Origin of the sequence: Catellatospora aurea (genome assembly GCF_042663325.1) — a bacterium.
Taxonomy (GTDB): Bacteria; Actinomycetota; Actinomycetes; order Mycobacteriales; family Micromonosporaceae; genus Catellatospora; species Catellatospora aurea.
In genome coordinates this window covers 233,855-259,110 of sequence record NZ_JBHTAC010000006.1, presented here as the reverse complement: position 1 = coordinate 259,110, position 25,256 = coordinate 233,855, and the positions used below count along the sequence as shown (strand labels likewise).

The following is a 25,256-nucleotide window of genomic DNA, read 5'->3' as shown; positions in this document are numbered from 1 at the left end:
CACGCACGGTTTTCACCCGTGAACGGGCCGCCATTCAGGCGAAGGGACTAACCCCCCACCCCACCGGGCGACCCCCGGTGGGGTGGTCCCGCTTCGGGGTTGATCATGAACTTATGGCACGGTTCGGCGGTGTTTCCTGTCCACAGGTTCCTGATCGAATCGGCCGTGCGGTCCTCCTTGTGGGACAACGGAATCGGCGCGCACCGAATGTGCGACGGAAATATCGGTGGTGATGTCAGTCTCGCGTGTTGCGTGACCCGGCACGTCGTCACCCGTTGTAGGAGGTGAGGACACTTGCCATCGAGGGTCCTGCACGCTTGCTAAGGCTCCGACCTGCTCGAATGTGACTCTGAGCAACCCAACTACTACAAAGATGTAGTTGCGCAGAGTCACCGGTGCAGGGCTAGGCTGGACGCTGTTTATCCCATCGACCGAGATCGAGAATCTGCCGTGACGAGTGCGCTGGCGCTGCCCAAGAGCAGCTTGCTGACGTCGTCCATGGTGTCCGAGATCATGTCGGACACCGATCCGCTACCTGGCCGGCTCGACCGCTGGCTCGCCGCGCACGGCGCGAACCTGGTAGCGGTACGACGTCACCTTCACGCGCACCCGGAACTCTCGCACCAGGAGTTCGAGACCGCCGCACTGGTCGCCCGCGAGCTCGCGGCGGCCGGTCTGCAGCCGAAGTTCCTGCCGCGCGGCAACGGCGTGATGTGCGACATCGGCGAGGGCGACCGGGTCATCGCGCTGCGCGCCGACCTCGACGCGCTGCCGCTGCCGGACACCAAGGACGTGCCGTACCGCTCGACGGTCGCCAACGCGGCCCACGCCTGCGGCCACGACGTGCACACCACGGTGCTGCTCGGGGTCGGCCTGGCGCTGGCCCAGCTGGAGCAGCAGGGCGGCATCGGCGGCCGGGTGCGGCTGATCTTCCAGCCCGCCGAGGAGTCGATCAACTCGGGAGCGCCCGAGATGATCTCCGCGGGTGCGCTGAAGGACGTCGCGGCGATCTACGCGCTGCACTGTGCGCCGCAGCTGCCCGTGGGCATCGTGGGCGTGCGCTCCGGTGCGATCACCGCCGCCTGTGACGCGGTCGAGGTGCGGCTGAGCGGCAAGGGCGGCCACACCGCCCGCCCCCACCTGACCGCCGACCTGGTGTACGCGCTGGGACGGGTGGTGACGGAGGTGCCCGCGTTGCTGGGCCGCCGGGTCGACCCGCGGGCCGGGCTGTCCATGGTCTTCGGTTCGATCCACGCCGGCGAGGCCTCCAACGCGATCCCGAACGAGGGCAGCGCCAAGGGCACCATCCGGGTGCTCAACCGCGACGCCTGGCGCGAGGCCCCCGACCTGGTCACCCAGCTCATCAAGGACGTGGTCGCCGGCACGGGCGCGAAGGCCGACGTGCGCTACACCCGCGGCGTGCCCCCGGTGATCAATGACCGGATGGCCTCCGCGGTGATCGCGGGCGCGGCCGGCGCGGCGCTGGGCGCGGAGCGGGTCGTCGAGGCCGAGATCAGCATGGGCGGCGAGGACTTCGCGTTCTACCTGGAGCACGTGCCCGGCGCGATGATCCGCCTGGGCACCGGCATCCCCGGCTCCGCCCCGATGGACATCCACCAGTCCGCCTTCGACGTCGACGAGCGCGCCATCGGCTACGGCGTCCGCACCATGGTCCACACCGCTCTGGCGGCCCTGGCCTCCCCCTCCTTCTGACCTGATCCGCCACACGAAGCCCCGGCCCGCGACGGCGAGCCGGGGCTTCCGCGTTCAGCGGGTCAGTCGTCGGTGGAGTGGGTGGGCGGGGCCGCGGGCACGGTGGCGGGGGCCGGAGCGGGTGGGGTGGGCCTGCGCCGGCGGCGCAGGGCGATCACCAGGCCGACCGGGATCGCGAGGGCGATCAGGAACGGCAGCAGGAAGCCCAGGATCGCCAGCGCCACCTGCACGGAGGCGACGAAGGCGTCCCAGCCCGCCTCCAGTCCGCCCAGGAAGCCCGGCAGGGGCTCCTCCTCGGGCTCGGGCAGCGGGGTGTGCGGGCCGACCAGCGTCACGGTGATCGTGGACAGCGAGACCAGGTCGTCCAGGCCCGCCTTCTTGCGCTCCAGGGAGGCCAGCTCGGCCTGGCGCTGGTTCAGCTCGCGCTCCAGCATCACCACTTCGCTGAGCTGCTTGGCCTGCGCGAACATCCGGCGCACCGACTCGACGCTGGCCTTCTGGGCGGCGATGCGGGTGTCGAGGTCGACGACCGCCTCGGTGACGTCCTCGGTGTTCGAGCTCCGGCTGAGCTCGGTGCCCAGCTTCGCGACCTGCTCCACCACGCCGTGGAACTGCTTCGCGGGCACCCGGACCGTGATCGAGGCCTGGGACTCGGTGCCGTCGTTGACACGCTTCTCCGCCCCGATGTGCCCGCCCGCCGTGGTGACCAGCGAGGTCAGCCGGTCGGCGGACGCGGCGACGTCGTCGACGCGGACGGAGATGTCGCCCCGGTAGATCAGGGACCGGCCGACGACCGGGCCGCCGGTGGCGGTGACGCCCTCCGGAGCGACCGCGGCGCCCTCCCCGGTCTTGCCGTTCTGCTGGTATCCGAGGCCGGCGCCGCCGTCCGCGGGCGCCTCGGGCGCGGCGCCCCCCGGCATGCCCGTGTCGGTCGCCGTCCCGTCGGCCGCCGAACAACCCGCGAGCAACAGCAGAGCGCTCAGTGCCACTGTTACGAACGTCTTCTTCATGCCTTTGCGGACGTCACTCATGACCCCTCAGGTTCCGGCAGACTGGTCACGGAAGGACGACATTCGGGCCACGAATTCACGAGACACGGAAGGCGGCCACCGATGCGGGTGACGAAGTTCTCGCACTCCTGCCTGCGGATCGAGCACGACGACGCGGTCGTGGTGATCGATCCCGGGGTATGGAGCGAGTCGGAGCGCGCCCTCGACGGGGCAGACGCGGTGCTGCTCACCCACGAGCATGCCGACCACGTGGACGCCGACCGGCTGGCCGACGCGCTGGCCAAGCGGCCCTCGATCACGATCCATGCGCACCCGGACGTGGTGGACAAGTTCTCCGCGCAGTGGGCGGGCGCGGCCGTGCCGGTCACCTCCGGGCACGCGTTCACCGCGGCCAACCTGCTGGTACGGGCGTACGGCGGGCTGCACGCCGTGATCCACCCGGAGATCCCGCAGGTGGCGAACCTGGGCTTCCTGGTCAACGAATCGCTCTACCACCCCGGGGACTCGTTCGACGTGCCCGCGGGCGTGAACGTGGAGACCCTCTTCGTGCCGATCTCCGGCCCCTGGCTGAAACTGGCCGAGTCGATCGACTTCGTGCGGGCCGTCAAGCCGCGGCGGGCGTACGCCATGCACGACTGCCTGTTCAACGAGCAGGGGCTGGCGCTCACCGACGCGCACATGACGGCGCGCTCCGGAGCCGAGTACGCGCGGCTGGCCGCCGGGACCACGGTGGAGGTCTAGGCGGAGCCGTCCCAGGACATCAGGTTCGCGAACAGGTCGGCCTGCTCGACCGCGTCGTCAAGGGCGTGGTGCGTGTGCCGCCGGGTGGACATCAGGTGCCGCGGCATGGCGCGCTTGGTCGCCCGGCCGAGCGGCACGCCCGCCCTGATCGCGTACGCCGTCTTCACGTCCAGGCAGCCGGAGTGCCCGAACACGCTGGCCCCGGTGAACCGGATCAGGTACCAGTACACGAACATCCAGTCGAAACTGGCCGGATACGCGACGAACACCGGCCGGAACTCGCCGGCCGTGGCGGTGACCCACTTGCTGAACTCCCGCATCGCCACCACCGGCTCCGTGCCCTCGCGCCGCAGCGCCGCCCGGTCCAGCCCGGACACCTCCAGCGCGGCCGGCACGAACTCGTCGCTGATCGGCTTCAGCTCGCGGTAGAACGTCGCCGCGGTCGGCTCGGCCCGCGCGAAGGCCTCACCCCGGGTCCCGGCCACCGCCGCGCCGAAGCTCAGCATCGAGTACGGCCCCGGGATCGGGCCGTCGGCCTCGACATCGACCGAGAAGTACATGTCCGCGCGCACCGCGCACCACGCTTTCGACGAGGGTGTATGCAACGCGAGCCAGCCTAGGGCGGCCCGGTCCACGTCGCACCCGCTTTCCGGGGGGCTGACCCGGCGCGTCCGGCGCGGCACAATCCACATGTGACACCCCCTTTGACGGCCACGCCCATGCAGACCGCGGCGATGGCGGCCGATGCGGTGAACCGGCTCGGCGGCGCGTTCCTGGAATGCCCCCGCACCCTGCGCCGTGCCCGTGAACTCGGCCTCACCGGCTGGGCCTGTTACGTCGCCGGACGGGGCGGGGCGCTGGGGGACGTACGCCCCGACACCGTCGCCGCGGCGCTGGGCCTGATCACTCCCGAGGCGGTGCGCGACGGCTGGGACGCGGCCCGACGCGCGCTGTCGCCCCGCGAGGTCGCCGCGCACCTGCTCGCCGAGTGCTGCCGCTGGGGCAGCGAACACCTCGACGACGCGGCCAAGGTGGACCGGCTGGTGGAGCTGACCGAGAAGGCGGTGCTCGCCGCCGACGGCTCGGGCCTGCCGCTGTTCGCCGCGTGGCGGGCGATGCCGGTGCCCGACGACGGGCCGGGCGCCCGCGCCGCCGTCGCGCTGCACCTGCTGCGCGAGCACCGGGCCGGGGCGCTGCTGCTCGGGGTGCGGTCCAGCGGCCTGAGCCCGGTCCAGGCGCTGATCGCGGGCCCCGAGGGCGAGGCGGCCGCGGTCGCGTTCGGCTGGCAGCCGCCGTACCCGCCGGTGGCTCCGCTGCTGCGCCGCCGGGCCTGGGCCGACGCGGTGGCCGACCGCATCAGCGGCCAGGCCGTCCAGAACTTCACCCCCGCCGAGCGCGGCGAATGGATCACGATTCTCAAGGACACCACCCGCACCGTCTTCTCCCGCCGCCGCTAATCCGCTGGTGGTCATCGGGGTGGGTTGTCAGGATGGCGGCGTGACGAACGAACTTCCCGAGGGCTGGTCATTCCGGCCGACGCGTGACGAGGACGCCGCCGACCTGCTGGCGCTCGTGCATGCCAGCGACATGACCGCGGTCGGCTTCGCCGACTTCGCCCCGGAGGACGTCGCCGAGGCGCTGTCGGGGCCGTACAGCACGGTCGCGGTGACCGCCGCCGGTGCGATCGCCGGCTGGGGCTACCTGGAGAACCCGGGCGAAGCCCCGCGCGACTTCCTGGAGGTGTACGTCCACCCCGAGGGCGGACGCCCCGCGATGCGCCCGCTGCTGGCGCGCATGCTGGCCGAGACGGAGCGCCGGGCGCGCGAGCGCGGCGAGGGCACGGTGCGGGCCGGGGCCATCCCGGTCGAGGCCTACTGGATCGAGTCGCTGACCGCGGCGGGCTTCGAGTTCGTCAAGCAGTACGCCCGCATGCAGCTCGACCTGCCCGCCCCGGCGTTCGACCAGGTGCCCGGCGTGACCGTGCGCCCGGTGACCGACGCGGACATGCCGGAGTTCTTCGACGTGCTCGATGCCGCGTTCCGGGACACCCCCGACTACCAGCCGACCGGCTACGACCGGTGGCGCGAGCGTTTCCTCGACGGCCACCGGGTGCGCCTGGACGAGTGGTTCGTCGCCGAGGTCGACGGGGCCATGGCGGGCATCCTGCAGTCGTCGGAGCAGAGCGAGGCCGTCAACGAGGGCTGGGTGAAGCACCTGGCGGTGCGCGCCGAGTTCCGCAAGCGCGGCGTCGGCCGGGCGCTGCTCGCCGCCGCGTTCGCCCGCTACCTGGACAACGGCCGGGTCTCGGCAGGACTGGGCGTGGACCTGGCAAACCCGACCGAGGCCATCCGGCTCTACACCGGCGTCGGCATGCGGGCGGCCTACCAGGCCAACATCTACGAGCGGCCGGCCCTGCCGAGCTAGGGCCGGACGGTGCGGGTGGGCCGGGCGCGCAGGGCGGCGACGTAGTCGTCGGGCGCGCCCGCCTTCTCCGCCGCGTTCGCGATCTCGGACAGGTACCAGGCGGTCGGCAGGCCGCCCTCGTACCCGTTGAAGACGTAGACGTAGGCCAGCGCGCTGCCGTCCAGGGTCGCGACCCGCAGCTGCAGCTTGGTGTAGGTGCCCGCGTTCGCGCCCTCGACCTCGTCGAGCGCCGCCTCGTCCCACGGGTGCACGTCGTACAGCGCCACGAAGATCCGGTCTCCGGGCGACTCCACGATCGTGGTGACCGCGCCTTCCCAGCCGACCTCGTCCTCGCCTGCGAAGGTCAGCCGCCAATCTTCGAGCCAGCCGGTCCCGACCATAGGCGAGTGCGGACAGTAGGCCCGCATGCGGGCTGGGTCCAGGTTCGAGCCGTACGCTGCGTAATGACGCACGGCGATGACGATAGCCGCCCGGACGCCTTGCTGAGAATACGCCCGTGCGTGTCGGACCACTCGGTGTCTTTTCCGGCACGCTGGGTGAGCGTGAGCCCGGTCGCATCCGCGCCTGGCCGACTTGCCCGGTAGGGAAGAATGACACCGTGAGTCGGATTGTGATCATCGGTGGCGGCCCCGCCGGATACGAGGCGGCGCTCGTCGCCGCGCAGCTCGACGCGGACGTCACGGTCGTGGAGGCCGACGGCGCCGGCGGCGCCTGCGTGCTGCACGACTGCGTCCCGTCCAAGACCTTCATCGCCAGCTCCGAGGTCGTGACGAGCTATCGGGACACCGAGGAGTTCGGCGTCCACTACGAGGGCGCGGGCACCGTCACCGTCGACGCCGCCGCGGTCCACGGCCGGGTCAAGCGGCTGGCCCTGGCCCAGTCCGGCGACATCCACGCGAAGCTGATCAAGGCCGGGGTCACCCTGGTCAAGGGCACCGCGAAGATGGGCGACGACACCCTCGGCCACACCCACCGGGTGCGGGTGCGCCCGGCCGACGGCGACGCCGAGTACGCCATCGACGCGAGCACCGTGCTCATCGCGACCGGTGCGACGCCGCGCCGGCTGGCCAGCGCGCTACCCGACGGCGAGCGCATCCTGACCTGGCGCCAGGTGTACGACCTGCCCGCGCTGCCCGAGCACCTGATCGTCATCGGCTCGGGTGTCACCGGCGCCGAGTTCGCCTCGTCATACCTGGCCATGGGCGTGCCGGTGACCCTGGTGTCGTCCCGCGACCGGGTCATGCCGCACGAGGACGCCGACGCGGCCATGGCGATCGAGCGGGTGTTCCGCGCCCGCGGCATGACCATCCTGAACAACTCGCGGGCCGACGCGGTCAAGCGGGTCGGCGACGGCGTAGAGGTCACCCTCGCCGACGGCCGGGTGGTCACCGGCTCGCACGCGCTGATGGCGGTCGGCTCCATCCCCAACACCACCGACCTGGGCCTGACCGAATACGGCGTCAACGTGGGCCCTGGCGGTTACGTCACGGTCGACCGGGTGTCGCGCACCAACGTGCCCGGGGTGTACGCCGCGGGCGACTGCACCGGCGTGCTCCCGCTCGCCAGCGTCGCGGCCATGCAGGGCCGGATCGCGATGTGGCACGCGCTCGGCGAGGCGGTGGCCCCGCTGCGGCTGCGCACCGTCGCCGCGAACGTGTTCACGGACCCGGAGCTGGCCACGGTCGGCGTCTCGCAGGCCGACGTGGACAGCGGCAAGGTCCCGGCCCGGCAGGTCATGCTGCCGCTGGCCGGCAACGCCCGCGCCAAGATGGCCGGCCTGGACGACGGCTTCATCAAGCTGTTCTGCCGCCCGGCCAGCGGCATCGTGGTCGGCGGCGTCGTCGTCGCGCCCCGGGCCAGCGAGCTGATCATGCCGCTGACCATGGCCGTCGAGAACCATATGACGGTGGACCAGCTGGCCCACACCATCACCATCTACCCGTCGCTGAGCGGCAGCCTCGCCGAGGCGGCCCGCCAGCTTATGCAGCACGACGTCGAGTAGGCGATGCCATGCTCGCCGGCTACCGCGGCCTTAATCGATGCCATCCTCCGCTGCGCTGCGGATGACACCGAGCGGCCGCTACCGCTGGCGACGTGCACTTCATCGCAACTCCAGTTATGGTAACTGGAGTTGCGATGAAGTGATTCAGTCTAACCAGACATGGTGCTGACCGTTTTGTTCCGGCGTCCCACATCTCACATCGTTTACGCAATCGCAACGCTTGCCGCGTAGCGTCGGGACATGGCGGACCTTTTCGAGGATTACCCGCTCGGACCCGGCTGGGACGAGATGTTCGGGGTTCCCGGCGAGCCCCGGCCGACCTACGAGGCGCTGCACGCGACCCTGCGCCCGCTGGCCGGCGGCGAGCTGCGCATCCGGGCCGAGGTGCTGGCCAGAGCCTTCCTCGACCAGGGCATCACGTTCGCCCTCAAGGGCGTCGAGCGGCCGTTCCCGCTGGACATCGTGCCCCGCATCATCGCCGCCGAGCAGTGGCGGCACGTCGAGGCCGGTGTCGCCCAGCGGGTGCGCACGCTGGAGGCGTTCCTGGCCGACGTGTACGGCGAGGGCAACGTCCTCAAGGACGGCATCGTGCCCCGGCGGCTCATCGTGACCAGCGCCCACTTCCACCGCGAGGCGACCGGCATCGTGCCGCCGAACGGGGTGCGCGTGCACGTCGCCGGTGTCGACCTGATCCGCGACGAGGCCGGCGAGTTCCGGGTCCTGGAGGACAACGTGCGCACCCCGTCGGGGGTGAGCTACGTGATGGAGAACCGGCGCGCCATGGCGCACGTGCTGCCCGAGGTGTTCGCACAGACGCGGGTGCGGCCCGTGGAGTCGTACCCCGGCATGCTCCTGCAGGCCCTGCGCGCCTCGGCACCGGCCGGAGTGGACGATCCGACCGTGGTGGTGCTCACCCCGGGCGTGCACAACTCGGCGTACTTCGAGCACGCGCTGCTGGCCCGGGAGATGGGCGTGGAGCTGGTCGAGGGGCGTGACCTGGTCTGCGCAGGCAACGAGGTGGCCATGCGCACCACCGCGGGCGAGCAGCGCGTCGACGTCATCTACCGGCGCATCGACGACGAATTCCTCGACCCGGTGCACTTCCGGGCCGACTCGATGCTCGGCTGCGCGGGCCTGCTCAACGCCGCGCGCGCCGGCAACGTCACCATCGCGAACGCGGTCGGCAACGGCGTCGCCGACGACAAGCTGCTCTACACGTACGTGCCCGACCTGATCCGTTACTACCTGGGCGAGGAACCGCTGCTGGCCAACGTGGAGACGTACCGGCTGGACGACCCGGACGTGCGCACCCACGTGCTGAGTCGGTTGGACGAGCTGGTGCTCAAGCCGGTCGACGGGTCCGGCGGCGCGGGCATCGTGATCGGTTCGCAGGCCACCGAGGAGCAGCTGGAGCACGTACGCCAGCGCATCCGGCTCGATCCGCGCGGCTGGATCGCCCAGCGTGAGGTGAAGCTGTCCATGGTGCCGACGCTGATCGAGGACCGGCTCCGGCCCCGGCACGTGGACCTGCGGCCATTCGCGGTCAACGACGGCAACCAGGTCCGGGTGCTGCCCGGCGGGCTGACCCGGGTGGCGCTGCCCGAGGGCGCGCTGGTCGTCAACTCCAGCCAGGGCGGCGGCTCGAAGGACACCTGGGTGCTGCCCGAGCCCGGCTCCCCGGCCGAGGACTGGCAGGACCCGTTCCCCGGCGAGATCACCGTGATCCCGTCGCCACGCCGTCCCGACCCGGGACCCGGCCAGTCCGGCAACAACCAGCAACAGCAGCAGCAACAGCAGGCACGGCCGGACGGGAGGGTGCAATGCTGAGCCGCATCGCCGAATCGCTGTACTGGATCGGCCGCTACGTCGAGCGGGCCGAGGACACCGCCCGCATCCTCGACGTGCACCTGCACCGCATGCTGCAGGACCCGTGGACCGACGAGGAGCAGGCCTGCCGGTCACTGCTGTCGGTCATGGGGCTGCCGGTCGGCCCCGACGAGAGCGCCAGCCTGCCCGGCGTCGTCGAGCGCCTCGGCCTCGACCTGACCAGCACCAGCTCGGTGCTCGGCGCGCTGGCCGCCGCCCGGGAGAACGCCCGCGGCGCGCGCGAGACGGTCAGTGCGGAGATGTGGGAGTGCCTCAACACCACCTGGCTCGGCCTGGCCGGCTCGCGCCGCCGCATCGAGGAGGGCGGCGTGCACCAGTTCTTCACCTGGGTACGCGAACGCTGCTCGGTGCTGGCCGGACTCGCCGACGCCACCATGAGCCGCGACGAGGGCTGGCTGTTCCTGGTGCTGGGCCGCAGCGTGGAGCGGGTCGACATGACCGCCCGGCTGCTGTCCACGCACACCCGGGCCGGCGGCAGCATCCCGAACTGGCTGACCCTGCTGCGCTCGTGCGGGGCGTGGGAGACCTACCTGCGCACCTACCGCGGCTCGCTGCGCGACCGGCACGCGGCCGAGTTCCTGCTGCTCGACCGGCTGTTCCCGCGGTCGATCCTGGCCGCGCTGGTCACCGCCGAGTCCTGCCTGGCCGAGCTGGAACCCGTCGCGGGCACCACCCGCACCGGCCGGGTCGGCATGGGCACCGACGCGCAGCGCATCCTCGGCCGCGCCCGCACCGACCTGGCCTACCGCTCGCCCGATGAGCTGCTCGCCGACCTCGGCCCGGTCCTGTCCGGCCTGGAACGCACCTGCTCCCAGGTCAACGACGCGGTCTCCGCCCGCTACTTCCGCCAGACCGCCGCCGTCCACTGGCAGGCCGGAGCGGTCGCATGACCCCCTCCCGCCCTCTGTCGCAACTCTTGAAGAGTCGCGGCCATCGGGACGCGCCGAAGGCGCATGTCTTTAAGAGTTGCGCCGGGCCGGTGGGCCGCCGGGGCGCCGAGTGGAGTGAGGTGGGGGCGTGACGGTTTCGGGGCCGGGGTGGCGGGTGCAGATTCGGCACAGGACCGGTTTTCAGTACGGGGGGCCGGTGGCTTCGTCGTACAACGAGGCGCGGATGTCGCCGAGTTCGGAGGCGCGGCAGACGGTGCTCGACGCCCGGGTCAGCGTGTGGCCCACCGCCCGCACCTACCGCTACCAGGACTACTGGGGCACCACGGTGACCTCGTTCGACGTCCAGGTGCCGCACGAGGTGCTGGAGGTGATCGCCGACGCGACCGTGGAGACGTCCGGCCCGGCCGCGCTGCGTGCCGACGGCCCGTCCTGGGCGGAGCTGACCGACCCGAACGACGTCGACCGCTGGCAGGAGCTGCTGCTGCCGACCCCGCGCACCGCGCTCGACGAGGAACTGGGCGCGCTCGCTACGGAGCTGCGCGCCGCGCACGGGCCCGACGAGGCGGCGCTGGCGGTGTTCGACCTGGTGCGGCGGGAGGTGGAGTACACGCCGGGGGCGACCGGGGTGATGACCGACGCGGTGCACGTGTGGCGACAGAAGCAGGGCGTCTGCCAGGACATCTCGCACCTGTCGGTGGCGCTGCTGCGGGCCATGGGCCTGCCCGCCCGGTACGTCTCCGGCTACCTGCACCCGACCCCGAACGCGCCGCTGGGCAAGCCGGTGACCGGGCAGAGCCACGCGTGGGTGGAGTGGTGGTCGGGGCAGTGGCACGCGTACGACCCGACGAACGGCGTACCGGTCGGCGAGCGCCACGTGGTCGTCGGCCGCGGCCGCGACTACGGCGACGTGCCCCCGCTCAAGGGCGTCTACGCGGGCCCTTCCAACACCGGCCAGTCCGTCGAAGTCACCCTGACCCGCATCCGCTAAACGCTTAGCGCAATGAGCTAAACTAACTAATCCGGCTCGTTCTTAGTATGTTTAGCTCATTGATTGGTAGGTTTCCGCGTGCACGGGTTCACGGAACTCGACACGCTGCTGGGTAGCGTTCCGGCACGCGTCGTCACGTTGCTCAGGACGGTCGACATCGGCCAGGGTTCCGAGGGGCTCTATCGCAACCAGCTGCCCGGAGTGCTCGCATCGTTGGCCAGGCGAGCGCGGGTCGCCAGCGTCACCGCGTCGTCCGAGATCGAAGGCATCGTCGTCCCGGACCAGATTCGGGCCGAGAAGATCATCGAAGGCCGGACCATGGTCCTGCGCACCCGCAGCGAGCAGGAACTGGCCGGATACCGGGACGCGCTCGACTATCTGTTCCAGTCGTCGTGGCAACCCGTGAACCTTGGTCTGGTGCTGCACCTCCACCGGTTGCTCTTCGGCCGGACGGCCAGCCCCGGCGGGCAGTTCAAGCCGCATGACAACGTGGTGGTCGATCGTGCCGCCGACGGCAGCACCACGGTCAGGTTCCGCCCCGTGCCCGCCGCGCGCACCGAGTTCTACATGGCGGAGCTGATCGACCGGTTCCAGGCCGCGATGGCCGCCGGTGCCCACCACCCGGTGCTGCTCATCGGGCTTTTCGTGCTCGACCTGACCATCGTGCACCCCTTCGAGGACGGCAACGGACGTGTCGCCCGGGTGATCACCAATGCCCTGCTGGCCGACTCCGGATACGAGGTGGTCCGCTACGTGAGCCTCGAACAGCTGATCGCTGATTCGGCGGACGAGTACTACCAGGCATTGCTGAACTCCACCCGCGGCTGGCACGAGCACCGTGCCGATCCGTGGCCTTGGCTCGGCTACTTCGTCGCGACGCTGGCAGAGGCCTACCGGTTGTTCGGCCGGCGCGCGGCCGCCGACCGCAGCACGGGCAACAAACAGGACCGCGTCCGTGACTACGTCCGGCGGCAGGCACCCGGTGTCTTTCGGCTTGCCGACATCCGCCAGGCGCTTCCGGGGATCAGCGATCCGACCATTCGCATCGTCCTCGACCAGCTCCGCAAAGACGACATCGTGGCGGTGGACGGCGTCGGCCGCGCCGCGACCTGGCGGCGTCTCTGAGTCGGTGAAATGCCGGTCGGGGCGGGGCGTGCCCGGTTGATGGGTGAAGATGGCCTCATGCGGTTCCTGTCCGGTGCGCAGCCCGCGCACGATCTGACCTACAGCGATGTCTTCATGGCGCCGAGCCGTTCCGAGGTCGGCTCGCGCATGGAGGTGGATCTGTCCACCGCCGACGGCACCGGGTGCACCATCCCGATCGTGGTGGCGAACATGACCGCGATCGCCGGGCGGCGCATGGCCGAGACGGTGTCGCGGCGCGGCGGCCTCGCAGTGATCCCGCAGGACATCCCGAGCGCCGTGGTGACCGAGGTGGTCGGCTGGGTGAAGCAGCGGCACCTGGTGCACGACACGGCCATCACGCTACGCCCGCACGAGACCGTCGGCGACGCCATCCACCTGCTGCCCAAGCGGGCGCACGGGGCCGTGGTGGTCGTCGACGAGCAGGGCCGCCCACTGGGGCTGGTCACCGAGTCCGACACGATGGGCGTGGACCGGTTCTCCCAGGTACGCGACGTGATGTCGACGGAGCTGCTGACGGTGCCCGCCATGGCCAGCCCGCGCGAGGCGTTCGACATCCTCAACCAGGGTCGGCGCAAGGTCGCCCCGGTGGTCGACCACGAGGGGCGGCTGGCGGGGATCACGACCAGGCAGGGGGCGCTGCGGGCGACGCTGTACACCCCGGCGCTGGACGAGAAGGGGCGGCTGCGGGTTGCGGCGGCGATCGGCATCAACGGCGACGTGGCCGGCAAGGCCGCCGAGCTGCTGGAGGGCGGCGTGGACGTGCTGGTCGTGGACACCGCGCACGGCCACCAATCCCGCATGATCAACGCGCTGCGGGCGGTGCGCTCGGTCGATCCGCAGGTGCCGGTCGTGGCGGGCAACGTGGTGACCGCCGAGGGGGTACGCGACCTCGTCGAGGCGGGAGCCGACATCATCAAGGTCGGCGTGGGCCCCGGCGCGATGTGCACCACGCGCATGATGACCGGGGTGGGCCGACCCCAGTTCTCGGCGGTGCTGGAGTGCGCGGCGGCGGCCCGTGAGCTGGGCCGGCACGTGTGGGCCGACGGCGGCGTACGCCATCCTCGGGATGTGGCCCTGGCCCTGGCCGCGGGCGCGGCGAACGTGATGATCGGGTCGTGGCTGGCGGGCACCTACGAATCGCCCGGCGACCTTTACACCGACCCGGACGGGCGGCGCTACAAGGAGAACTTCGGCATGGCGTCGGCGCGGGCGGTCAGCGCGCGCACCGCCGAGGACTCGGCGTTCGACCGAGCCCGCAAGGCCGTCTTCGAGGAGGGCATCTCCACCGCCAAGATGTACCTGGACCCGGCCCGTCCCGGGGTCGAGGACGTCATCGACGAGATCGTCGCCGGGGTCCGCAGCGCCTGCACCTACGCGGGCGCCACGGACCTGGAGGAGTTCCACGCCCGAGCCCTCATCGGTGTCCAGTCGACGGCGGGCTACACCGAGGGCATGCCCCTGCCCACGTCCTGGTGAGAAGCCACCGCACGGGTCACAGGGTGTTCCGTGTCACCCGGATCAGGTCCGGCGTCCTATAGGCTGGGGCGCATATGGCTACTTATCGAAGTGCTGCAGTGCTGATCTCCGCGGACGGCACGCGAACGTCCGGCTCCGCCGCTCTGTTCACCGAACCCGGCCGCAACGGCGGCGTCCGGCCCTGGGCGGGCGATTTCCGGCTCGCGGCCGACTCCGCGGCCATCAAGAACCCGGTCGGCCTGACCCTGACCCTGGAGATGCCGGACGGCCGTTCCGCCAAGGTGGTCGTCCAGAGCCTCAAGGGCGGCTCCAAGAACACCATCCTCGCCCTGCTCGGCGAAGACCAGGCCCCCTTCTGACCCACCCGGACGCCCTCCCGGATCTTGAAAGTCGCGGCCTCAAGGAGTCTTGAGGCCGCGACTTTTCAAGAGTTGCGCCAGGTGGGGGCCGGGCAGGGCGGGCTTATTTGATCTCGCAGAGGGTGGTGCCGGACTGGACGACCTCGCCGACCGCCGCGGTCAGGCCGGTGATCACGCCGGATTTGTGGGCGGTGAGGGGCTGTTCCATCTTCATGGCTTCCAGGACCAGGACGGTGTCGCCCTCGGCCACGGTGTCGCCGTCGGCGACCGCGAGCTTGACGATGGTGCCCTGCATGGGGGCGGTCAGCGCGTCGCCGCCTGCGGCGACCTTCGCGCCGCGCTTGGCTCCGGGCCGCTTGGCGGGACGTCCGGCCGCGGCGGGCGCGGCCACGGCCGTACCCCCGAACGAGGCCGGGAGGGAGACCTCCAGGCGCTTGCCGCCGACCTCGACCACGACGGTCTGCCGCTCGCCGGCCTCCTCGTCGCCGGCGGCCGCGGCAGTGAACGGCGGCACGGTGTTGTTCCACTCCGTCTCGATCCACCGGGTGTGCACGATGAACTCGACGAACGCGGGGTCGCGCACGATGGCGCGGTGGAACGGCAGGGCGGTGGCCATGCCCTCGACGACCATCTCGTCCAGGGCGCGGCGGGCGCGCTCCAGGGCCTCGGTGCGGTTCTCGCCGGTGATGATCACCTTGGCGAGCAGCGAGTCGAAGTTGCCGCTGATGGCGTTGCCGGTCTCGAAACCGGTGTCGACGCGTACGCCGGGGCCGCCGGGCAGGTGCATCTTGGTGATCGCGCCGGGGGCGGGCAGGAAGTTGCGGCCCGGGTCCTCGCCGTTGATCCGGAACTCGATCGAGTGGCCGCGCGGGGCCGGGTCGGCCTGCAGGCGCAGCTTCTCGCCCGCGGCGATCCGGAACTGCTCGCGGACCAGGTCGATGCCGGAGGTCTCCTCGGTGACCGGGTGCTCGACCTGGAGCCGGGTGTTGACCTCCAGGAACGAGATGGTGCCGTCGACGCCGACGAGGTATTCGACGGTGCCCGCGCCGTGGTAGCCGGCCTCGCGGCAGATCGCCTTCGCGGAGTCGTGAATGGCCGCGCGCTGGGCCTCGGTCAGGAACGGCGCGGGGGCCTCCTCGACCAGCTTCTGGTGTCGGCGCTGCAGCGAGCAGTCGCGGGTGCCGACGACGATGACGTTGCCGTGCTGGTCGGCCAGCACCTGGGCTTCGACGTGACGGGGCCGGTCGAGGTAGCGCTCGACGAAGCACTCGCCGCGGCCGAACGCGGCGACGGCCTCGCGGGTGGCCGAGTCGAACAGCTCGGGGATCTCCTCCAGAGTGCGGGCGACCTTGAGGCCGCGCCCGCCGCCGCCGAACGCCGCCTTGATGGCGACGGGCAGGCCGTGCTCCTGGGCGAAGGCGACGATCTCGTCGGCGTGCTTCACCGGGTCGGGCGTGCCGGGCACCAGTGGAGCGCCGGCGCGCTGCGCGATGTGCCGGGCGGTGACCTTGTCGCCGAGGTCGCGGATGGCCTGCGGGGTCGGGCCGACCCAGGTCAGGCCCGCCTCGATGACGGCTTCGGCGAACGCGGCGTTCTCGGACAGGAAGCCGTAGCCGGGGTGCACCGCGTCGGCGCCGGAGCGCTGCGCGACCTCGATCAGCTTGTCGATGCGCAGGTACGTGTCGGCGCCGGTCTCGCCGCCGAGGGCGTACGCCTCGTCGGCGATGGTCACGTGGAGCGCGTCGCGGTCCCCGTCGGCGTACACAGCGACGCTGGCCAGGCCCGCGTCGCGGCACGCGCGTGCCACGCGTACGGCGATCTCGCCACGGTTCGCGATCAACACTTTGGACAGCATCGTCATCATCGTCCTCCCCGAACGGGCCTGCGCGGAGTCTATCGGTGGAGTTGATCATTAACGAGCGCTCAGGTGGCATGTGACCTGTGTCATGAACGCTCGTTCATGTCACCGCTGGTGGGGGTGGCATACCCCCGATCGCCGGTACGGCCGCACACTGTTCACCGTGTCGACGACCCGAATGATGATCCTCGGCGTGGTGCGGATGGCGCAGCCGGTGCACGGCTACGACGTCCGCCGGGAGCTGCTGAGCTGGCACGCGGACAAGTGGGCCAACGTGCAGCCCGGCTCGGTCTACCACGCGCTGAAGAAGCTCGCCGAGGAGGGCGCGCTGCGGGAGGTCGGCAGCGAGCAGGTGGGCGGCCGGCCCGCGCGGACGCGGTACGAGATGACCCCCAAGGGTGACGAGCAGTTCCGGGACCTGCTGTCGGCCGCGCTGTGGGAGCAGCGGGAGGTGGAGGACCCGTTCCTGGCCGGGTTCTCGCTGATGACAGAGCTGCCTCGGGAGGAGGTGGCGGCCGCGCTGCGGCACCGGGCCCGGAAGTTGCGGGCGGACAACGAGGGCGCGCAGGCCGCGATCGCCTCGGGCTGGGCGGTGCCGGAGAACAAGCCGGTCCACGTGCGCTGGATGCTCGAACTGGGCATCGCCCGCAACGAGGGCGAGATCGCGTGGTGCGAGCGGGTCGCCGAGCGGATCGAGGCGGGGGAGCCGTACCTGTCGGCGGAGTTGCAGGAGCGCTGGAAGCGCGGGTTCGATAACTCCGCAACCGATTAATCAAACTTGACTACCGTCAGACCCCAGCCCTAGGCTCCAGGTCACCCCTGACCTTGGAGTAAAAATGATCATCGAGACCTCCGGGCTGCGGAAGTCCTTCCGCTCCCGCGCCGGTCGCGCTGAGCGACATGGCGCTGACGGGCAAGCCCGCCAGCGGCAGAAGACCGTGGAGGCGGTACGCGGCGTCGACCTGAGCGTCGCCGAGGGCGAGATCTTCGGCTTCCTCGGCCCGAACGGCGCCGGCAAGACCACCACCCTGCGGATGCTCGCGACCCTGCTGGAGCCCGACGGCGGCAGCGCCGTCATCGCGGGCGCCGACCTGCGCAAGGAGCCAGGCGAGGTGCGCCGCCGCATCGGCTACGTCGCCCAGGGCGGCAGCACCTGGGACGAGTCCACCGGCCGCGAGGAACTGGTGCTGCACGCGCGCATGTACGGCATCGGCAAGGCCGACGCGCAGCGCCGCGCCGACGAGGCCCTGCAGACCTTCGAGCTGGCCGAGTACGCCGACCGCCGCTGCAAGACCTACTCCGGCGGGCAGCGCCGCCGCGTCGACATCGCGCTCGGCATCATCCACTCGCCGAAGGTCGTCTTCCTCGACGAGCCGACCACCGGCCTGGACCCGCAGTCCCGCGCCCACATGTGGGGCGAGGTACGCAAGCTGCGGGAGATGGGCATGACCGTCTTCCTCACCACGCACTACCTGGACGAGGCCGACGCGCTCTGCGACCGGCTGGCGATCATGGACCACGGCCAGATCGTGGCCGAGGGCACGCCCGCCGACCTCAAGCAGGAGGTGCTCGGCGACGTCGTCTCCGTCAACGCCCGCGAGGTCGCCAAGGCCGCCGACCTGTTCGACAACGCCGAGTACGTGCGCAAGGTCGAGACCACCGAGCAGTCGCTGCGGCTGTACGTCGAGGACGGCGCGAGCGCCATCCCGCACGTGCTGCGCACCCTGGACGCCGAAGGCGTCGCCATCGAGGGCATCGAGCTGCACCGGCCCAGCCTCGACGACGTGTTCCTGGCCAAGACCGGCCGCAGCCTGAGGGAGAGCTGAGCAGTGAAGTTCCTTCGTGACACCTGGCTGGTCTTCCAGCGCCAGATGCAGCTGCTGCTGCGCAACCCGGTCTGGGTCGCCGTCGGCATCATCCAGCCGATGTTCTACCTGCTGCTGTTCGCGCCGCTGATGAAGCAGGCGCTCAGCCAGGGCGGCCCGATGACCGACGAGCAGGCGTACCGGATCTTCGTGCCCGGCATGCTGGTCATGGTCGCCCTGTTCAGCGCCTTCTCCGGGTTCGGCATCATCGCCGAGCTGCGGGCCGGGGTGATCGAGCGCAACCGGGTCACCCCGGTCAGCCGGGTCGCGCTGCTGCTCGGCCGCTCGCTGCGTGACGTGGTGCAGTTGCTGTTCCAGGCCGTGCTCGTGACGCTGCTCGCGGTGCCGTTCGGGCTGCGGGTGGCGGTCGGCGACGCGCTGCTGGCGTACCTGCTGATCGGCCTGATGACGCTGCTGCTGTCGTCGACCGGCTACGCGCTGGGCCTGACCCTGCGCAGCGAGGACGCCATGGCCCCGATGCTGAACACGGTCATCCAGCCGATCATGCTGCTGGCGGGCATCTTCCTGCCGCTCACCTTCGCCCCGGAGTGGCTGAAGAACGTCGCCAAGGCCAACCCGTTCAAGTGGGCGACCGACGGCGTGCGCGCGCTGTTCGCGGGCAACCCCGGTGACGACGCGGTCTGGCAGGCGCTGGCGATCCTGACCCCGCTGACCGTGGTCGCGCTGATCATCTCGTCGCGGACGTTCGCCAAGTCCGTGCGCTGAGTGTTGGCTCCGTCTCAACCCGAGGCCGGGGTACCTGTAAGGAGCGTAGCTTCGGTAGGTGCCCCGGCTTTCGCGTGACCTCGCCACCTGGTTGATCTACCTTCAGCTGGGGCTCTGGGGCTACTTCAACTACGGCTTCGGCCCGATCGTGCCGCTGCTGCGTGCCGAGCAGGGCACCTCGGCCGCCGTGGCCGGGCTGCACAGCACCGCCATCGCGGTCGGCGCGGTCGCGGGCGGCGCGCTCTACCCCCACCTGTCCCGGCGCTTCGGCCGCGGACCCGTGCTCTGGGCCTGCCAGGCCGTCATCGCCGCGGGTGTGCTCGGCTTCGTGCTGCTGCCCGCGTACTTCGCGGTCACCATCGGGCTCACCGTCGTCATCGCCACAGCCGGCATCGCCGCGATCGGCGGCATCGTCTCCGCGCTGGCCGAGCGGCACGGACCGGCCGGTCCCGCCGCGATCAGCGAGGCCAACGCCGTCGCCTGCGCCGCGGGCCTGGTCGCCCCGCTGATCATCGGCGCGGCCATCCGCGCGGGCTGGGGCTGGCGGGCCGGTCTCGCCCTGCTGGTCGCCCTGATCGCCCTGGTCGCGGTGGCCGCGATGATCAAGGGGGTACGCATCCCGTCCGGCCACGCCGCGCCGGTCGTGGCCGGGACGGGCCTCGCCGTCGTGCCTGCCACCGCGGACCGCGTCGCGGCATCGGACGCCGAACGGGTCGCGGCGGTCGCCGTCGACAGCCGGGCTGCTGCGCCGGCCGGTGACGGTCCGGTCCACCCTCGGGGCGTCCGGCTACCTGGGGCGTACTGGCTGGCCTGGGGCATGATGACGGTCACCGGCGCGGTCGAGGTGGTGCTGTCGATGTGGACCGCGGAGGTGCTGCGGGGCCAGGTCGGGCTGTCCGCCGGGGCGGCCACCGCGGTCATGTCCGCCATGGTCGGCGGCATGTTCGCCGGCCGGCTGGCCGGGGCCCGGATCGCGCTGCGGATGTCCGCCATCCCGCTCTACTTCGGTGCGCTGGCGCTGAGTCTCGCCGGGTTCATCGTCTTCTGGAGCGCCGGCAGCGCGGTGGTGGCGGTGGCGGGCCTGATCGTGGTCGGGCTCGGCAACGCGATGCACTACCCGCTGGCCATCTCGCTGGCCGTGGCGGCCGCACCGGGCCAGGCGGACCGGGCCGCCGGGGTGGCGTCGTACTCGATGGCGGTCAGCTTCGGGGCGGGGCCGCTGCTGCTCGGGCTGGTCGCCGACCAGGTCGGCGCGCACGCCGCGTTCCTGTTCATCCCGCTGCTGATCGCGGGCGCTGCTTACCTGGCCTGGCGCTTCGCCGCGACCGGCCGCACCTCGCTCACCCCGGCCCTGGCCACGGACCCCGCCTGACCCGCCGCTGAGCGGTGGCCGGCGACGGGGTTGCCGGGGAAGATCGCCGTTTCGGGTCAGAACCTGGCGTCGAAACGCAGATCATGACCGGAAACGTCATGCACTTCCACGCCGGGCCGGTCAGCGCTTGCGCGCCAGGGTGACGCCGTCGGAGAAGGGGAGCATGACGACGTCGACGCGGTCGTCGGCGGCGGCCTTGGCGTTGAAGGCGATCAGCGCGGCGGTGGACGTGTCCTTGGGCTTGTCGTCCAGGACGTGGCCCGACCACAGCACGTTGTCCACGATCAGCATCCCGCCGGGGCGCATCCGCGGCACCAGGGCGTCCCAGTAGGCCGCGTAGCCCTCCTTGTCGGCGTCGATGAAGGCCAGATCCAGATGGGGTTCGGCGGGTAGCGCGGCCAGCCCTTCGACGGCCGGCCCGAGGCGCAGCTCGATGCGGTCTGCCAGCCCAGCCCGCTGCCAGTAACGCTGCGCGATGGCCGTGTACTCGGCGGAGATGTCGAAGCAGACCAGCCTGCCGCCGTCGGCCAGCCCTCGGCCGATGGCCAGCGAGGACATGCCGGTGAAGGTGCCCACCTCGACCGCGTTGCGGGCGTTCACCAGCCTGGTCAGCATCGTCAGCAGGGCGGCGTACTCGGGCTCGATCTGCATCCGGGACGCGCCGCCGGTCGCCCGCAGCGTCTCGGCGACCAGGTCGCGTTCCAGGTCGCCGGGCGGGGTGCCGTGCGCGACGACGTAATCGTGCAGCTCGTCGGTGACCGTGATGAAGGCGCGGCCCATGACTCCTCCACTCCGCCCGCCCGGGGTACGCCGGGCCGAGCTGTCCAACACGCGGGGCCCGGGTGTGCCCGGTGGCCCCACCGCCGACCCTATGCCAGGTGGGCGGGTCAGCGCTGCCGCCAGAGCTCCGTGATCGGGATGTCCAGCGCGGCCAGCAGGCGGCGCAGCAGGGGCAGGGAGAGCCCGACGACGTTGGTGTGGTCGCCCTCGATGCGCTCGACGAAGGGGCCGCCCAGCCCGTCGATGGTGAAGGAGCCCGCGACCCACAGCGGCTCACCGGTCGCGACGTACGCCTCGATCTCGGCGTCGGCGATGTCCGCGAAGTGGACCACGGTCGAGCCGACCTCCTCGGTGACCCGGCCGGTGGGCAGCTCCACCAGGCAGTGGCCGGTGTGCAGCACGCCGCTGCGTCCCCGCATGGCCTGCCAGCGCTTGACGGCGTCGTCGGCGTCGTCGGGCTTGCCGAGGATCTGCCCGTCGAAGGCGAGCACGGAGTCGCAGCCCAGGACGAGTGCCCTGGCCGGGGCGGTGGCGCTGTGCCGCAGGCGCTCGGCGACCGCGTGCGCCTTCATCCGGGCCAGCACCGCGCTCAGCGCCTCCGCCGTGGTCGCCTCGACGGCGTCCTCGTCGACCCCGCTGACGATCACCTCGGCGTCGATGCCCGCCGAGTCGAGCAGGGTGCGCCGGGCCGGGCTCGCGGAGGCGAGGATGAAGGTCGGTCGAGCTGCCATGCAGGGCAGCGTACCGGCGTCCGGAGCGCCAGGCCCGCCACGGGCGGCGGCGGCACGCGCGACCGCCGAGGCCAGCCGCTTCCGCCCAGCTTGACGGCTTACGGCGTTAGGAAGGGCACCTTTCACAACGCATAGCGATGTACCGCGTCGCTGCTCGTCTCGCTGACGCGAGCCGACGATGCCCTTCCTTTCAGCGGCGTTTGCGGAGGACCAGGAAGACGGCGATGCCGGCGACCACCAGGACGGTGCCGATGAGCAGCATGACGATCAGGCCGACGCCCATGAAGAGCCCGCTCAGCCCGCTGTTGTCCGGGGTGCCGGGCAGCTCGGGCAGGGACACCTCGATCGAGGGGGCGATGGTGGGGGCGGCGGCCGACGGCGATGCGGCCGGGGCGGTCAGCGCGGCGACGGGATCGATCAGGCCGAAGCCGTAGTCGTTGTCGCGGCCCGCGGGGCCCTTGTCCACGGCGGTGCGGGTCATCCGCTCCAGCACCTCGTCGGCAGTGAGCTGGGGGTACTTCGACCAGACCAGTGCCGCGACCCCGGCCGTGATGGCGGTCGCCGGGCTGGTGCCGCTGGACTTGCGGTACTGCGTGTTGGTGGCCTTGTTGATGCGGCTGGTGCTGGTGATGTCGACGCCTGGGGCGACGAGCTGCACCTCCGCGCCGCGGGTCGAGACCGGGGCGACCGCGCCCTTCTGGTCGACCGCGCCGACCGCGACCGCGCCGGGGTAGCGGCCCGGGGCGGCGACGTAGAAGTTCTCCGGCTGGTTGCCCGCGGCCGCGATGATCAGCACACCCGCCGCGTGGGCGCGTTCCACCGCCTTGATCAGCACCGAGGAGTCCGCGGACGGGGCCGACTCCGAGATCGAGATGATCTTCACACCGCGCTTGACGGCCTCGTCGATGCCGATCGCGATGGCGTCGCCGCCGCCGTGGCCCTTGGCCGTGGAGATCCGGATCGGCAGGATCTTCGCCTTCGGGGCCAGGCCCAGCACGCCGTCGCGGTTGCCCGCGCCGTGGCCGTGGCCGGCGATCAGGCCGGCCATGCTGCTGCCGTGGCCCTCGTCGTCGCCCCAGCCGTCGCCGTCGCCGCCGACGATCGTGTCGAAGCCCTTGAGCACGTTGCCGGTGAGGTCGGGGTGCCCGCCCTCCACCCCGCTGTCGATGAGGGCGACGGTCACGCCTTCGCCCTGGCTGATCGCGTGTGCCTCGCTGACCCGCAGGAACGGCAGGAACCACTGGTCGTTGCGGTACCGGTCGGCGTGGGCGGGAGCGCCCACCCCGACCGTGGCGACGGCGGCGAGCAGGCTCGCCGCCGCCAGACGTGCGGCGAACCTCATCGGGCGAGCCCGATCGCCGGACCCGGGTCCACCGGACCGGGCGCGTCCGGCGCGTCCAGCACCGGAGCACCGCCCTGATCCACGGCCCACAGGGTGTCCGGATCGAAGTCGGGATCGTCCTCGTCACGACGTCGGCCCGCGCCCGGCGCACCGCCCATGGGCGCGCCGAAGCCGTTCGTGCCGCGACCGCTGACCGTGCCCGCCGCGCCGCGGCCGCCCATGCCGCCGCCCGGTCCGCCGATCATGCCGCCGACCGGGTTGGCGCGCGCCCCCGCGACGCCGGGGCGGCCGCCCATGCCGGCACCGGGAGCGCCGCCGATGACCCCACCCGCGGGCATCGCGCGCGGCGCGCCGAGGCCCGGACCGGGGTTGCCGATGACGGGAGTGCCGATGGTGGGCTTGCCCATGCCGGGCAGCACGGGTGGCGGAGCGCCGATCACCGGGCCGGTGTTGAACGGCGGCGTGCCGCCGGGCGTGACCGGCGGCGGTGTGCCGGGGATCGTGGGCGTGGGGGTGGGCGCCGTCGGCGCCGGGGCCAGCCCGGTCAGGTCGGGGCCCGTGGCCACCGGCACCGGGGCCAGCGTGGCGCCGCCGACCGTGGGCGTCGGGGCGATCGCGCCGCCGTAGGGCATCACCGGCGGGATCACCGGCGGCACCACGCCGCTGTAGTCCCGCTCGTCGCCGCTCTGGTGCTTGACCGGCGGCAGGTACGGCTTGGGCGGGGCCATGCCGACCCGGACCAGCGACAGGTCCGCCGACAGCCCGCGCATCACGCCACGGGCCTCGTTCAGCTTGCCCTCCAGAAACTTCTCCGGCGTCTGTCCACTCGGGAGCGGCGTCGGCTCGCCGTTGCGCAGGGCGCGGTCGATGCGGTTGTACTCCTCGCGGATCGGCTGGAGCTTGCGCTCGGCCTCGCTGAACGCGGCCGGGATGTCCCGGGAGTACTGGTGGTTCTGGGCGGAAACGCGGGCCACGTCCTCGACCGCGACGATCAGCTCGTCGAGCTTGGCCAGGTAGGCCTTGGCGGCGTCGCTGGACTCCGGCGGCCAGGCCTGCGCCAGCCGCTCGCGGTAGGTCTGCAGGCGGCTCTTGTGCAGGTAGGCCAGCTCGCCGGCCCGCTTCCAGCCGGACGCCTGGGTGTAGTGGGGCTCCAGTTGGCGGCCCGCCACCAGGTCCCACATCTGCTGCATCGACTTGCCGTACCAGTTGGTGCCGGCCGGGGCGCGGTCCTCGGGTGGGATGCCCATCAGTAGTCCCCTCCGTCGGTCGTGGTGCCGCCCGTCGGAGTGACCTGCGGGATCGTCGTGGTCGGTGCGGTGGTGGCCGGCGCGGTGGTGGTGCCGGGCTGCTGCACGGTCGTGGGCACCTGCGCCGTGGTGGGCACCGCGACGGCCAGGTTCTTGTTCACGTCCTGGGCCTTGGCCGCGCCGAGCGCGTCGGCCTCGCCGTACTTCTTGCTGATCTGACGGGCGGCGGTGACGAACGCCAGCACCGCCTGATCGTGCTTGAGCAGCGCGTCGGAGGTCTGCACCAGCAGCTCGCGCTGCCAGCCGAGGCTGGCGCACAGCTCGATGAAGTCGGCGTGCGGGTCGGCGACCTTCGCGGACATGTCCTTGAAGACCTCCTGCGCATGTGGCCGGTAGTCCTTGGTGTGCTCCGTCTCCAGCGCTTCGGCGAAGTCGACCAGGCTCTGCAGGTCGACGGCGAGCGAGCCGTCGTCGTAACCCGTGAACGTGTTCGCCTTCGTGTACCCGCTCTCGCGACCGTAGTCGCGCAGCCAGGCAGGTCCTTTGTCCTCTTCGGGCAGACCCATCTCGCACGCCCTCCCCAGGGGTTCTCGTCCGCGATCGGCGGTGCCGCGGTCGGTGACCAACGCGGTCCAGCGCTAGCAGACTACCGAAATGGGGCAAGGATGCACACCGGGCTATCGGCCGTGCTCACCCGCT

Annotated in this window: 23 protein-coding genes and 1 pseudogene; 15 read left to right on the top strand and 9 right to left on the bottom strand. The window is 71.7% G+C overall.

The window, feature by feature from the left end:
- The first annotated feature begins 450 nt into the window (after positions 1 to 450).
- Positions 451 to 1,713: an amidohydrolase gene (locus ACFQO7_RS08880; RefSeq protein ID WP_360538444.1), complete on the top strand. Its 1,263-nt coding sequence runs from the start codon at positions 451 to 453 to the stop codon at positions 1,711 to 1,713.
- Between the two features lie 62 nt (positions 1,714 to 1,775).
- On the opposite strand, the gene ACFQO7_RS08875 is transcribed toward ACFQO7_RS08880, so the two are convergent.
- Complete coding sequence (locus ACFQO7_RS08875; protein WP_376805949.1) at positions 1,776 to 2,744, bottom strand: DUF4349 domain-containing protein; 969 nt, start codon at positions 2,742 to 2,744, stop codon at positions 1,776 to 1,778.
- Positions 2,745 to 2,825: 81 nt separating this feature from the next.
- Between ACFQO7_RS08875 and ACFQO7_RS08870 the strand changes: the two genes are divergently transcribed.
- On the top strand, positions 2,826 to 3,464 hold the full coding sequence (locus tag ACFQO7_RS08870) for an MBL fold metallo-hydrolase (RefSeq protein WP_376805948.1): 639 nt from the start codon (positions 2,826 to 2,828) through the stop codon (positions 3,462 to 3,464).
- On the opposite strand, the gene ACFQO7_RS08865 is transcribed toward ACFQO7_RS08870, so the two are convergent.
- A complete protein-coding gene (locus tag ACFQO7_RS08865) occupies positions 3,461 to 4,036 on the bottom strand; it encodes a 3'-5' exonuclease family protein (RefSeq protein ID WP_376805947.1) in 576 nt (191 codons plus the stop codon). The two genes, ACFQO7_RS08870 and ACFQO7_RS08865, sit on opposite strands and share 4 nt — an antisense overlap.
- 147 nt (positions 4,037 to 4,183) lie before the next feature.
- Here ACFQO7_RS08865 and ACFQO7_RS08860 point away from each other — a divergent pair, with 147 nt between their 5' ends.
- On the top strand, positions 4,184 to 4,921 hold the full coding sequence (locus ACFQO7_RS08860; protein ID WP_361056360.1) for an SCO6745 family protein: 738 nt from the start codon (positions 4,184 to 4,186) through the stop codon (positions 4,919 to 4,921).
- A 40-nt stretch (positions 4,922 to 4,961) separates the two neighbouring features.
- Positions 4,962 to 5,888 carry a GNAT family N-acetyltransferase gene (locus tag ACFQO7_RS08855; RefSeq protein WP_376805946.1) on the top strand — a complete coding sequence of 309 codons (927 nt, stop codon included), beginning with the start codon at positions 4,962 to 4,964 and terminating at the stop codon, positions 5,886 to 5,888.
- Here the strand turns inward: ACFQO7_RS08855 and ACFQO7_RS08850 are convergent.
- Entirely contained in the window at positions 5,885 to 6,340 is a 456-nt protein-coding gene (locus ACFQO7_RS08850; protein ID WP_203693259.1) for a gamma-glutamylcyclotransferase family protein, read from the bottom strand. The two genes, ACFQO7_RS08855 and ACFQO7_RS08850, sit on opposite strands and share 4 nt — an antisense overlap.
- Before the next feature lie 146 nt (positions 6,341 to 6,486).
- Between ACFQO7_RS08850 and ACFQO7_RS08845 the strand changes: the two genes are divergently transcribed.
- The 7 genes from ACFQO7_RS08845 (at position 6,487) to ACFQO7_RS08815 (ending at position 14,636) form a co-directional block, all read left to right on the top strand.
- Positions 6,487 to 7,890 (top strand): NAD(P)H-quinone dehydrogenase, encoded by a 1,404-nt coding sequence (locus tag ACFQO7_RS08845; protein ID WP_376805945.1) that lies wholly within the window; start codon positions 6,487 to 6,489, stop codon positions 7,888 to 7,890.
- A 240-nt stretch (positions 7,891 to 8,130) separates the two neighbouring features.
- A complete protein-coding gene (locus ACFQO7_RS08840; protein WP_376805944.1) occupies positions 8,131 to 9,717 on the top strand; it encodes a circularly permuted type 2 ATP-grasp protein in 1,587 nt (528 codons plus the stop codon).
- The gene (locus ACFQO7_RS08835) at positions 9,711 to 10,667 is read left to right on the top strand and encodes an alpha-E domain-containing protein (RefSeq protein WP_376805943.1); all 957 of its coding nucleotides are present in this window, start codon (positions 9,711 to 9,713) and stop codon (positions 10,665 to 10,667) included. Before ACFQO7_RS08840 ends, ACFQO7_RS08835 begins: the two co-directional genes overlap by 7 nt.
- Positions 10,668 to 10,794: 127 nt before the next feature.
- Entirely contained in the window at positions 10,795 to 11,655 is an 861-nt protein-coding gene (locus tag ACFQO7_RS08830) for a transglutaminase family protein (RefSeq protein WP_376805942.1), read from the top strand.
- A 78-nt stretch (positions 11,656 to 11,733) separates the two neighbouring features.
- Entirely contained in the window at positions 11,734 to 12,780 is a 1,047-nt protein-coding gene (locus ACFQO7_RS08825; RefSeq protein WP_376805941.1) for a Fic family protein, read from the top strand.
- A 57-nt stretch (positions 12,781 to 12,837) separates the two neighbouring features.
- Positions 12,838 to 14,277: a GuaB1 family IMP dehydrogenase-related protein gene (locus ACFQO7_RS08820; protein ID WP_376805940.1), complete on the top strand. Its 1,440-nt coding sequence runs from the start codon at positions 12,838 to 12,840 to the stop codon at positions 14,275 to 14,277.
- A gap of 98 nt (positions 14,278 to 14,375) precedes the next feature.
- Positions 14,376 to 14,636: a hypothetical protein gene (locus tag ACFQO7_RS08815; protein WP_376805939.1), complete on the top strand. Its 261-nt coding sequence runs from the start codon at positions 14,376 to 14,378 to the stop codon at positions 14,634 to 14,636.
- Positions 14,637 to 14,739: 103 nt separating this feature from the next.
- Here the strand turns inward: ACFQO7_RS08815 and ACFQO7_RS08810 are convergent, their stop codons facing one another.
- On the bottom strand, positions 14,740 to 16,488 hold the full coding sequence (locus ACFQO7_RS08810) for an acetyl/propionyl/methylcrotonyl-CoA carboxylase subunit alpha (RefSeq protein WP_376805963.1): 1,749 nt from the start codon (positions 16,486 to 16,488) through the stop codon (positions 14,740 to 14,742).
- A 169-nt stretch (positions 16,489 to 16,657) separates the two neighbouring features.
- On the opposite strand from ACFQO7_RS08810, the gene ACFQO7_RS08805 reads away from it, so the two are divergent.
- The 4 genes from ACFQO7_RS08805 to ACFQO7_RS08790 all read left to right on the top strand — a co-directional run bounded on the left by ACFQO7_RS08805 (position 16,658) and on the right by ACFQO7_RS08790 (position 20,457).
- The gene (locus ACFQO7_RS08805) at positions 16,658 to 17,266 is read left to right on the top strand and encodes a helix-turn-helix transcriptional regulator (protein WP_376805938.1); all 609 of its coding nucleotides are present in this window, start codon (positions 16,658 to 16,660) and stop codon (positions 17,264 to 17,266) included.
- A gap of 67 nt (positions 17,267 to 17,333) precedes the next feature.
- The gene (locus ACFQO7_RS08800) at positions 17,334 to 18,320 is read left to right on the top strand and encodes an ATP-binding cassette domain-containing protein (RefSeq protein ID WP_376805962.1); all 987 of its coding nucleotides are present in this window, start codon (positions 17,334 to 17,336) and stop codon (positions 18,318 to 18,320) included.
- Positions 18,321 to 18,323: 3 nt separating this feature from the next.
- Positions 18,324 to 19,085, top strand: coding sequence for an ABC transporter permease (locus ACFQO7_RS08795; RefSeq protein ID WP_203693252.1), 762 nt, complete (start codon positions 18,324 to 18,326; stop codon positions 19,083 to 19,085).
- Positions 19,086 to 19,143: 58 nt separating this feature from the next.
- Positions 19,144 to 20,457 carry an MFS transporter gene (locus ACFQO7_RS08790; protein WP_376805937.1) on the top strand — a complete coding sequence of 438 codons (1,314 nt, stop codon included), beginning with the start codon at positions 19,144 to 19,146 and terminating at the stop codon, positions 20,455 to 20,457.
- 120 nt (positions 20,458 to 20,577) lie between these two features.
- Here ACFQO7_RS08790 and ACFQO7_RS08785 read toward each other — a convergent pair whose 3' ends face one another.
- The 5 genes and pseudogenes from ACFQO7_RS08785 to ACFQO7_RS08765 all read right to left on the bottom strand — a co-directional run bounded on the left by ACFQO7_RS08785 (position 20,578) and on the right by ACFQO7_RS08765 (position 25,123).
- Positions 20,578 to 21,237, bottom strand: a complete 660-nt coding sequence (locus tag ACFQO7_RS08785; protein WP_376805961.1) for an O-methyltransferase — start codon at positions 21,235 to 21,237, stop codon at positions 20,578 to 20,580.
- Between the two features lie 33 nt (positions 21,238 to 21,270).
- Positions 21,271 to 21,968: pseudogene (locus ACFQO7_RS08780) on the bottom strand (Maf family protein); the annotation flags it as partial.
- 190 nt (positions 21,969 to 22,158) lie between these two features.
- Positions 22,159 to 23,310, bottom strand: coding sequence for a S8 family serine peptidase (locus tag ACFQO7_RS08775; RefSeq protein WP_376805936.1), 1,152 nt, complete (start codon positions 23,308 to 23,310; stop codon positions 22,159 to 22,161).
- The gene (locus tag ACFQO7_RS08770) at positions 23,307 to 24,557 is read right to left on the bottom strand and encodes a hypothetical protein (protein ID WP_376805935.1); all 1,251 of its coding nucleotides are present in this window, start codon (positions 24,555 to 24,557) and stop codon (positions 23,307 to 23,309) included. Before ACFQO7_RS08770 ends, ACFQO7_RS08775 begins: the two co-directional genes overlap by 4 nt.
- Positions 24,557 to 25,123 (bottom strand): hypothetical protein, encoded by a 567-nt coding sequence (locus ACFQO7_RS08765; RefSeq protein WP_376805934.1) that lies wholly within the window; start codon positions 25,121 to 25,123, stop codon positions 24,557 to 24,559. The genes ACFQO7_RS08770 and ACFQO7_RS08765 overlap by 1 nt, the downstream gene beginning before the upstream one ends.
- Positions 25,124 to 25,256: the final 133 nt, after the last annotated feature.